At 54.9% G+C, this 204-nt stretch carries 1 rRNA gene (running past both ends of the window); it reads left to right on the top strand.

Annotated features, from left to right (window positions below):
- Nucleotides 1–204: ribosomal RNA gene (locus JJV70_RS09120) — 23S ribosomal RNA — on the top strand (it extends past both window edges: 1,364 nt to the left, 1,129 nt to the right).

Here is a 204-nt window from a genome sequence, read left to right as displayed (position 1 = left end):
TGAGACCTGATGCCGAGCCGTTGTGGTGAAGTGGATGATCCTATGCTGTCGAGAAAAGCCTCTAGCGAGTTTCATGGCGGCCCGTACCCTAAACCGACTCAGGTGGTCTGGTAGAGAATACCGAGGCGTTCGGGTGAACTATGGTTAAGGAACTCGGCAAAATGCCCCCGTAACTTCGGGAGAAGGGGGGCCTCTTCTGGTGAT

Origin of the sequence: Streptomyces sp. JJ66 (assembly GCF_019303495.1) — a bacterium.
Taxonomy (GTDB): Bacteria; Actinomycetota; Actinomycetes; order Streptomycetales; family Streptomycetaceae; genus Streptomyces.
Note: the sequence above shows the minus strand (reverse complement) of the source record. Positions and strands in the feature narration are given on the sequence as shown.